Origin of the sequence: Fischerella thermalis PCC 7521 (assembly GCF_000317225.1) — a bacterium.
GTDB classification, from domain to species: domain Bacteria; phylum Cyanobacteriota; class Cyanobacteriia; order Cyanobacteriales; family Nostocaceae; genus Fischerella; species Fischerella thermalis.
This window is the reverse complement of record NZ_AJLL01000047.1, coordinates 21,743-31,838: the sequence shown is the minus strand read 5'-3', so window position 1 is coordinate 31,838 and position 10,096 is coordinate 21,743. Positions and strand designations below refer to the sequence as shown.

The window sequence follows — 10,096 nt, the reverse complement described above, 5'->3', positions numbered from 1 at the left end:
AACAAAAGATCCAGTTCCTTCCCCTTGTAAAGGGGAGGGTTAGGGTGGGGTAAAACCAGGATTCATAAGCTATTTCAGACTTGTGTTTAACACCGTAGCCTTGCTAAGGGGGAGAAAAGAATAAATTACCTACCTCTCCTTGGTAAGGGGAGGGTTGGGGTTTTTAAGTTTACTGATAACTGATCACTGATAAATGATAACTGTTATACAAGGAGTTTGTTATCTGTGGTTTTACAAGTAAAAACTAGTGCCTACGAAGCAAAAACCCAAGAAATTGCCAAAATTTTGCTAGGAGTAACCCAAGAAAATCGTAATTTCTTCTCGGCGTTACGCGATCAGATGCGCTGGGATGATCGAATACTGGCTTGGGCGATGAGCAATCCCGGATTGCGAGTGCAGTTATTTCGTTTCATAGATACTTTACCTGCTTTACATAGCAAATCGGAAATTGCCGCACACTTACAGGAATATTTAGGCGATGAGACCGTAGAATTACCATCTGCCTTAAAGGGAATGTTAAATTTTGCCAATCCTGATTCCATGCCAGGACAGGTTGCTGCTACAACTGTGGCTACAGCAGTAGAAACATTAGCTCATAGATATATTGCTGGAGAAAATATTAAACAGGTACTCAAGACGATTGAGCGACTGCGTAAAGACAAGATGGCTTTCACCGTAGATTTACTAGGTGAGGCGGTAATTACGGAAGCAGAAGCACAATCTTACCTGGAACGCTATCTTGATTTGATGCAACAATTAGCAGAAGCAGCGAAGAATTGGGCAACTGTGCCGTTAATTGATCAAGCAGATGGCGAACCATTGCCGAAAGTTCAGGTTTCTGTCAAGTTGACAGCGTTTTACTCGCAGTTTGATTCATTAGATCCTCAAGGTAGTGAAGCAAGGGTAAGCGATCGCATTCGTATTCTTTTGCGTCGTGCTAAGGAGTTGGGTGTTGCTGTTCACTTTGATATGGAACAGTATGAGTACAAAGATTTAATCTTCAACATTCTGAAAAAACTTTTACTAGAAGAAGAGTTTCGCGCCCGTACAGATATTGGCATGACCATCCAAGCATATCTGCGCGACAGCGAACAAGATGCTAAAGCATTAATTGATTGGGCAAAAGAACGTGGTTATCCCATGACAATTCGCCTAGTAAAAGGTGCGTACTGGGATCAAGAAACCATCAAAGCAGAACAGAAACATTGGCCACAGCCAGTTTACAACGACAAAGCGGCAACGGATGCCAACTTTGAGAACATTACCCAGTTATTGCTGGAAAATCATCAATATGTCTATGCTGCCATTGGTAGCCATAACGTGCGATCGCAAGCTCATGCTATAGCGATCGCCCAAAGTTTAAAAGTTCCTAGTCGTTGCTTTGAAATGCAAGTCCTCTACGGGATGGGTGACAAACTCGCCAAAGCTTTAGTTGATCAGGGTTATCGCGTCCGCGTTTATTGTCCCTACGGTGAACTTCTCCCCGGAATGGCCTATCTGATTCGTCGATTGTTAGAAAATACTGCCAATAGTTCCTTCTTAAGACAAAATTTGGAAAATCGTCCTGTAGAAGAACTACTAGCACCCCCAACCTTCAAACAGGAAGACAAAGAGAAAGTCGCCAGGGGAGACGGGAGAAGAGAACTTGTAGCAACAGACACAGACGACAAAGTTGCCAGGGGAGAAGGGAGAAGAGAATTTAGAACTTTAGAAGAAAACGGAAAAACTGCTGTCAAATTTGTGGGTGCAGCAGATACAGATTATGCAGAGGAAGAATCAAGAAAGGAATCACAACAAGCCTTGCAAACTGTCCGCCAGCAACTTGGTAAAACCTATCTGCCGTTAATTAATGGTGAGTATGTTAACACCCAAGAAATGATCAATTCTGTTAACCCTTCAAATTACACTGAAGTAGTTGGTAAAATTGGTCTTTCAAGTGTCGAACAAGCAGAACAGGCAATGCAAGCTGCAAAAGCAGCCTTTCCTAGTTGGCGCAAAACACCCGTTCAACAACGTGCTGGTATCTTGTACAAAGCTGCTGATTTAATGGAACAGCGTCGCGCCGAACTTGCTGCTTGGATTGTGCTGGAAGTCGGAAAAACAGTGCGAGAAGCAGACGCAGAAGTCAGTGAGGCGATCGACTTCTGTCGCTACTATGCTATGGAGATGGAACGGCTGGAGCAAGGTTATAATTACGACGTTGCGGGCGAGACAAATCGTTATATTTACCAGCCACGGGGAATTGCAGTCGTCATTTCTCCTTGGAATTTCCCGCTAGCGATCGCCACGGGAATGACAGTCGCAGCTTTGGTTGCTGGTAATTGTACCCTGCTCAAACCTGCGGAAACATCATCGGTGATTGCAGCAAAACTGACGGAAGTCTTGGTTGATGCTGGTATACCTAAAGGTGTATTTCAATACGTGCCAGGTAAGGGTTCCCAAGTTGGTGCTTATTTGGTGAATCATATCGATACCCATGTAATTGCTTTTACTGGCTCTCAAGAAGTAGGGTGTAGAATTTACGCAGAAGCTGCCAACCTAAAACCCGGTCAAAAGCATATGAAACGAGTAATTGCAGAGATGGGAGGCAAGAATGCAATTATCGTAGATGAAAGTGCTGATTTAGACCAAGCTGTCATGGGTGTTGTGCAATCGGCATTTGGTTACAGCGGTCAAAAATGTTCTGCTTGTTCACGGGTGATTGTTCACACTGCTATTTACGATAGCTTTGTACGGCGTTTTACAGAAGCAACCAAATCGCTAAACATCGGTGCAGCAGAGTTACCTGGTACTAAGGTAGGGCCCGTGATTGATGCTAATGCACGCGATCGCATTCGCGAGTATATCGAAAAAGGCAAAGCAGAAGCAAAGGTTGCTTTAGAAATGCCTGCACCAGAGAATGGGTATTTTATTGGCCCGGTAATCTTTACAGATGTATCGCCAAATGCAGTAATTGCTCAACAAGAAATTTTTGGCCCTGTCGTCGCCGTCATCAAGGCGAACAATTTCCAGGAGGCTTTGTCAATTGCCAATAGTACCAACTATGCTTTGACTGGGGGACTTTACTCTCGCACGCCATCCCACATTCAAAAAGCACAAGAAGATTTTGAAGTCGGGAATCTGTACATTAACCGCACCATCACCGGTGCTATAGTCGCAAGACAGCCTTTTGGTGGTTTCAAGCTTTCTGGAGTTGGTTCTAAAGCTGGTGGCCCTGATTACTTACTGCAATTTTTAGAACCGCGTACGATCACCGAGAATATTCAAAGGCAAGGTTTTGCGCCGATTGAAGGAGCAGAATAATATTGTAGCCACTCAACTAAAGTTCAAGGTTCATAGCCCAAGTTCGTTAAAACTAACTCGAATGTATATCCAGTAAGCTTTAGCTTACTTGAGCTTTGAGCCTTGGAAATTTATTTATTGGCGGACGAAAAAATGGGTAAAACCAGAAAATTTAGAGTGAAATGATCAGTAATTTAACAATCAGAGTTGCTCATATACCTGAAGAGTTACTAGAAATTGAGAAAATTAGAAGGGTAGTTTTTCAGGTAGAACAGGGAGTGGAACAAGATTTAGATTTTGATGGTCTAGATGAGATATGTGATCAGCTGATTGCTTATTTAAATGGAGAATGCGTAGGTACAGCCAGGATTAGATATTTGGATGAGAAAACCGCAAAAATAGAAAGATTAGCCGTGTTAGGAATGGCAAGAGGACAGGGCATTGGTCAGAAAATTACAGAAAAAGCACTCGAAGTCATAGCTAGTAAAAATATCCCAGAAGTTTTAATTAATGCTCAAGAGTATGTAAAAGGTTTATATCAAAAACTAGGTTTTCAGCAAGAAGGAGAAGTTTTTGAAGAAGCTGGAATTCTTCATGTAAAAATGAGGAAAAATTTAATTTGTTAGTTGTTAGTTGGTAGTTGATGGTTGATTGTTGAGAAGAACCAACAACAAACAACAAATAACTAACCATTATAGTGTTCCTGGTTTATGAATCATCCAAAAAATCGGCGCAAACAGTTTAAGAATTTACTGATACTCAGCATGATTTGGCTATTGGGTGCGGTGTGCGATCGCATCTGGTTTGCTTTAGACAATTCTATTCCAGCTTGGGATCAGGCAGATTATTTAACTGGCACTTTGATTTATTGGCAAGCATTGCAGAATCCCCAATTCTGGGATAGCCAATGGTGGCAAAATTTTTGGATGTTATCTTCTAAAATCCCACCCTTAACTTACATTGTTGGGGCTGTTGTTCAAAATATTTTTGGCACTGGGCCAGATCAAGCTGCACTAATTATGCTGTTATTTAGTGCTGTTTTATTAGGTTCAATTTATGGATTAGGTAGAATATTATTTAGCGAAACTGTAGGTTTGTGGGCAGCTGCACTCTGTCAAGTCATGCCTGCGCTTTATAAATTACGCTTAGATTTTCTCCTCGATTATCCCCTTGCAGCTGTTGTCACCCTCAGTTTTTTTTGCCTGACACTTTGGAAAGTCAAAGCCAGAAGGCAGATGGCAGATGGCAGATGGCAGAAGGTGGAAAGCTGTGAATTCTCTCACTCTCCCAATATCCTCTGGGCAGCAGCTTTTGGCTTATCCTTGGGTTTGGCATTAATGGTGAAGCAGACAGCGTTATTTTTTCTGCTGACACCGATAGTATGGGTAGGGTTTGGCGCACTTCGTCAACGTTGTTGGGGAAAGTTATTCCAGTTACTAGGGGCTTTATGTTTGTCGATATTGGTGTTTAGTCCCTGGTATCGCACCAATTGGTTGCTGATTCTGACCTCTGGCAAACGGGCAACAATAGATTCTGCGATCGCAGAAGGTGATGCACCCCTGAATACACTGCAAGCTTGGACTTACTATTGGGAACAATTACCACAACAGGTGTCATTGCCTTTGTTAGTTGTACCGATAGTTGCATTGCTGATTTATTGGGGACGTTCATTAAAAGGCATTCAGACGCAGAGAGTGGGAGACAAAGAGAAAATTTTCATCACATCTGTGCCTCAGAGTACCTCCTCACTCCAATGGTTAGCAATCTTTTTGGTAGGTGCTTACTTCCTGTCATCTTTAAACCCAAACAAAGATGCTCGATATGTGTTGCCTTATTTACCTACTCTTTCAGTATTATTAGCATATGGATTTACCCGCTTCCGAAGTCTTTGGGCGCAGCGGATTCGCTGGGGTACTTTTGGTTTGGCAGTGCTTTTAATGGTATTTAACTTGTTTCCCATTGGTGGCTTGGTTGGTAATGGAATGACATTAGCTTTGAGTCCCAATGCCCAGCATTACCCTTATATGAAACAGGAGTTACCTCATCGCCAGATAATTGCCCAAATCATTGCCACAGAACCATATTTGCGTTCCACATTGGGAGTATTGCCATCCACCACAAAAATTAACCAGCATAATTTAAATTACTACGGTAGATTGGCAAATTCTCAAGTTTACGGACGACAGGTAGGAATAAAAAAGAAATTTGTCAAACAGGATGCGCGATCACTTTCATGGTTCCTCACCAAAACAGGCAAACAAGGTTCAGTCCCAAAAGCCCAAGCTCTGATAGTTAAAAGTGTAGAGCAAGATGGCGATTTCCAACTTCACAAGTCTTGGATTGTCGATAGCAGCACTCTTAAGCTTTATCATCAAAAAACCCCGCCCATAGAAGTCAAAGCAATTTCCCCAGAACAACCACAAACTAAGATTGCTCTATTGCAAGTCACAGTACCAGAAAAAACTCCACCAGGAGTACCAGTATCTGTAACTTATGAGTGGACTGGCGCTTGGGAAGAACTGCAAAACGGGATAGTATTACTCACTTGGAAAAACCTCAGCAAGGATAAGGAGGAGATTTCATGGATACATGATCATGGTATCGGCATGGGAAATTTATATGCAGGTGCAAACAAACCTCAAGGTACATTCCAAGTTACTGAAAGAATGGCAATGTTACCACCTGCTGATATTGCGCCAGGAAATTATATTTTAGAGGCTATTTACCTCAACCGAGTTTCGGGGGAAAGTTATTCAATCCCTGTACCAAAAGTAACATTGCAAATTGATTCCCAAGCCGCTGCTACGACTGCGCCAGAGTTGGATTTAATCACGCAATTAAGAAATTTAGCAGCAAATTTACCTCAAGGTAGAAAGGCATTAGAGCAATTATTTACAGAAATTGCACGTATTAATCAATACGATCCTATCCAAGATTATTTGGAACAGGCGCGATTGAGTTTGGCATATAGATTGCAGCATGTTTCGCAAAACCGTGATTGGGCTTACGCCTTGGCTTTAGCCAACGTATTGCAGAAAAAAGTTAATGGTGCAATAGAAGCTTTAGAAAAAGTTACTCAGCTAGACTCAGAAAATCCTTACGCTTGGGCATATTTAGCCTTTGTGCAAATCTATAATTGGCAGCCTGGTGCTGCGGAAAAATCTCTCCAACCGAGCTTGGCTAAAAACCCTGACTTAAAAGAAATTCAAGCATTGCATGGAGTTGCTGCACTCATGCAAGGAAAGGTAGTTCGAGCATGGGAGATTTTTCAGAAGTTAAGAGCCTAGTAATACTGTTTTGAAAATGGATGTGGGGGTGTAGGAGTGTAGGAGGAGTTAAATTTTCATGCCCTCGTTGTGTGATTTATTACATGCCTGTCTGTCTTGAAAATAAAAATAGGAGATTAACTTAGGAGCCAACTCATGATCCATCTGTGTACCCTGCACCGAAGCCGCTACGCGTCTACGTTATATTTTTCATACCCTCGTTGTGGAATTTTCCTGTGATTAGCCGCCTTAGAAATCAAAAGCCATTTTTTGACTTTGACCTTTTGGATAACGGGTTTGCCGCTCAGTTAGCTCTCTGATACTCTATTTTCAAAATATACTTCAATCCCCGATCCCTAATCCCCGATCCCCAATTCCCAATATGCCTTCTCAGCGAATTTTGTTTATCAGTAACGGTCATGGAGAGGACAACCACACCTCTCATGTTATTCAAACCCTGCGCCAATTGTGTCCTTCTCTGGAAATGGCGGCAATGCCGATTGTGGGGGAGGGAAAAGCCTACCGCAGCTTGAACATCCCCATTATTGGGCCGACACAAACAATGCCCTCTGGGGGATTCTTCTATATGAAGCGTCTGTACTTGCTCAAAGATTTTCAATCGGGATTGATTGGGTTAACGTGGCGTCAGTTACAAGCGGTGTTACAGTATGCTCCCGACTGCGATTTGATTATGGCTACTGGGGATTTTATTTCCCAAACATTTGCTTATTTAACAAAGCGCCCTTTCGTCTCTTTTATCTCTTGTCTTTCTGCTCTCTACGAAGGGCGGTTGCGTCTCAATCCGCTTCTATGGCACGACCTCAATTCTTCTCGTTGTCTGGCAGTTTTCACCAGAGATCCCTATACAGCTTCTGACCTGCAACGGCAAGGTTTAGCTAAAGCTAAATTTGGTGGTATCCCTGCTTTAGATAGGCTTGTCCCCACCGGTAAAAACTTACACCTGATACCGGATGTTCCCGCGATCGCTCTTCTGCCAGGGTCACGGATGCCTGAAGCTGCACGAAATTTTTGTTTGCAGTTGCAACTGGTACGAGAAATTGCCAAATTGGAATCCGGGCAAAAACTACAATTTTACGCAGCTTTAGTACCAAATTTGATGTCGGAACTAGACGACATTGCTAAAAGTCAAGGTTGGCAGCACGAGCAAGGCATACTCACCTATGCTGCTGCTGGAAGTTCTCCTGTGGAAGTGAGATGTTACTCAGATGCGTTTAATGACATTGTATTTTACTCTACCCTCATTCTTGGTATGGCAGGCTTGGCGGTGGATCTAGCAGTGGCGAGTGGAAAACCTGTGATCCAAATTCCCGGAGAAGGCCCTCAATTTACCTATCAATTTGCAGAGGCGCAAACGCGGCTGTTGGGTATAAATGCCCAAACCATCGGCACTAAGCCAGCAACCCCTGAGATTCTACAGCAAGCAGCTCGACGAGTCATCGAGACTGTACAAGATTCTGACTACCTCGCCAAATGCAAAGAAAATGGCCCGGAAAGATTTGGCCCGCCTGGTGCGTCTGAGAGAATTGCCCGCTTTCTGCTAACCTATCTAGGGGAAACTTAGGATTATGGACTAAATAACATGCAATTAATTTACATATTACCTCACCCCGCCTACGGCCCCCCTCCCTTAGGAAGGAGAGGGGCGTAGGGGTGAGGTTCTCCTTAGCAAGAGCAAGGAGAGGGACTGGGGGGTGCGGTTGTGTATTTTATTTAGTTCGCGTTCCTTAGTAGAAATTGCTGCTCAAGCTGCCAACTCTCAAGAAGTAATTTTAAAGATATGAAAGTCCGCTCTAGTTACTGGCAACTGTTGCCTTATCTGTGGCCCCAATGGCCGCTGTTAGTTAAGGGGTCAGTCTGTATTTTAGGATTTGTGCTGTTTACCTTATTACTGCCCTACCTAGCAGGTCAGGTCGCTTTTTTTGTTGGTCAGGGAAATGTTAACCAGATTGCCTACTGGCTCGGACTAGCCACTCTGGTGTTTTTGGTTCGCGGGCTTTTTCAATACGGGCAGAATATCTTTATGATCGCTGCCGCTCTGAACATGGTTTTAAATTTGCGTAAGCGAGTCTATGCTCATCTGCACAAACTCGGATTGGATTATTTTGAAACCACACAGACGGGTGATCTGACTTATCGCTTGACTGAAGATATCGACCGGGTAGGGGAGATTGTTGACAAGTTATCTCATCAGTTTGTCTCCAATTTCTTGCAGTTAATCGCGATTCCCGCTTACATGCTCTACCTGAATTGGCCGCTGACTCTGGCTGGTTTGCTTTTGGCTCCTTTGATGGCTTGGTTAATTGGACTATTTGGTCAGCGATTACTTGTCTTATCTCGTCAGAGTCAAAATCATGTTTCTAATCTGTCTGCGATGCTAACTGAAGTATTTAGCGGTATTCGGGTTGTTCAAGCTTTTGCAGCACAAGAGTATGAAGTCAAGCGATTTAATCAGGAAGCAGAACGCAATCGCCAAGCTAAGTATCGCGCTCAACAACTTAAATCTATTCAGTTTCCAGTAGTAGGTTTTTTGGAAGCAGTTAGTATTATGCTGCTGTTTTTATTGGGAGGATGGCAAATTTCCCAAGGAAACCTGACAGCTCAAGGGTTTATTAGTTTCTTAGCTGCTGTGGCTCTCTTAATTCAGCCCATTGATCTGATGATCAGCAATTTTAACGAGTACAAGCAGACTGAAGCCTCTGTAGAGCGTATCTTTGAATTAATGGCAAGACAGCCTAGTCTCAATGAAAAACCAGATGCCAAAGAACTGCCACGAGTCATTGGTAAGGTAGAGTATTGTCATGTCAGTTTTGCCTACAATCTCGGCGAACCAGTCTTAAAGGATCTGTGTTTGTGTGCTTCTCCTGGCAATGTCATTGCCTTGGTTGGTTCTTCTGGTGCAGGTAAATCAACGTTAATTAATCTGTTACTTCGTTTCTATGATCCTCAGTCTGGTCAAATTCTGATTGATGATATTGATATCCGCAACGTCACACTAAACAGTCTCCGCCGTCAAATTGGGATTGTTCCTCAAGATATTACTTTATTTTCGGGAACGATCGCTCAAAATATTGGTTACGGTCAGGAGGAATTGGATTTAGAGGCGATCCAGGAAGCAGCAAAAATTGCCAACGCTCACTCCTTTATTACCCAATTTTCCCAAGGCTATCACACCTGGGTGGGTGAGCGTGGAGTTAACCTCTCTGGAGGACAACGCCAACGACTGGCGATCGCAAGAGCAATTGTCCACGATCCACGAATTCTCATCTTAGATGAGGCTACCTCCGCCCTAGATTCGGAATCGGAAGCACTAGTTCAAGAAGCACTCGAGCGAGTGATGCAAAATCGTACCGTCTTTATTATCGCCCATCGCCTCAGCAGCGTTCGCCGTGCTGATTGCATTCTCGTTCTAGAACAGGGACAGGTTGTTGAGTCTGGAACTCATACCTCTCTTTTGTCTAAGGGAGGACGGTATGCTCATTTTTACGCCCAACAGTTCTACTCTGCACAGGAGTAGGGTGGGGAGATGG

Annotated in this window: 5 protein-coding genes; all 5 read left to right on the top strand. The window is 43.4% G+C overall.

The features are described 5' to 3' along the window. The first annotated feature begins 225 nt into the window (after positions 1–225). The 5 genes from pruA (at position 226) to UYK_RS0110745 (ending at position 10,083) form a co-directional block, all read left to right on the top strand. Positions 226–3,303 carry an L-glutamate gamma-semialdehyde dehydrogenase gene (gene pruA, locus UYK_RS24160; RefSeq protein WP_009459504.1) on the top strand — a complete coding sequence of 1,026 codons (3,078 nt, stop codon included), beginning with the start codon at positions 226–228 and terminating at the stop codon, positions 3,301–3,303. Positions 3,304–3,464: 161 nt separating this feature from the next. After that, positions 3,465–3,908: a GNAT family N-acetyltransferase gene (locus UYK_RS0110765; protein ID WP_009459505.1), complete on the top strand. Its 444-nt coding sequence runs from the start codon at positions 3,465–3,467 to the stop codon at positions 3,906–3,908. An 84-nt stretch (positions 3,909–3,992) separates the two neighbouring features. Continuing rightward, positions 3,993–6,569 carry an ArnT family glycosyltransferase gene (locus UYK_RS0110760; RefSeq protein ID WP_016871392.1) on the top strand — a complete coding sequence of 859 codons (2,577 nt, stop codon included), beginning with the start codon at positions 3,993–3,995 and terminating at the stop codon, positions 6,567–6,569. A gap of 361 nt (positions 6,570–6,930) precedes the next feature. Beyond that, complete coding sequence (locus UYK_RS0110755) at positions 6,931–8,130, top strand: lipid-A-disaccharide synthase-related protein (RefSeq protein WP_009459507.1); 1,200 nt, start codon at positions 6,931–6,933, stop codon at positions 8,128–8,130. Positions 8,131–8,346: 216 nt separating this feature from the next. After that, positions 8,347–10,083 carry an ABC transporter ATP-binding protein gene (locus tag UYK_RS0110745; protein WP_009459508.1) on the top strand — a complete coding sequence of 579 codons (1,737 nt, stop codon included), beginning with the start codon at positions 8,347–8,349 and terminating at the stop codon, positions 10,081–10,083. Positions 10,084–10,096: the final 13 nt, after the last annotated feature.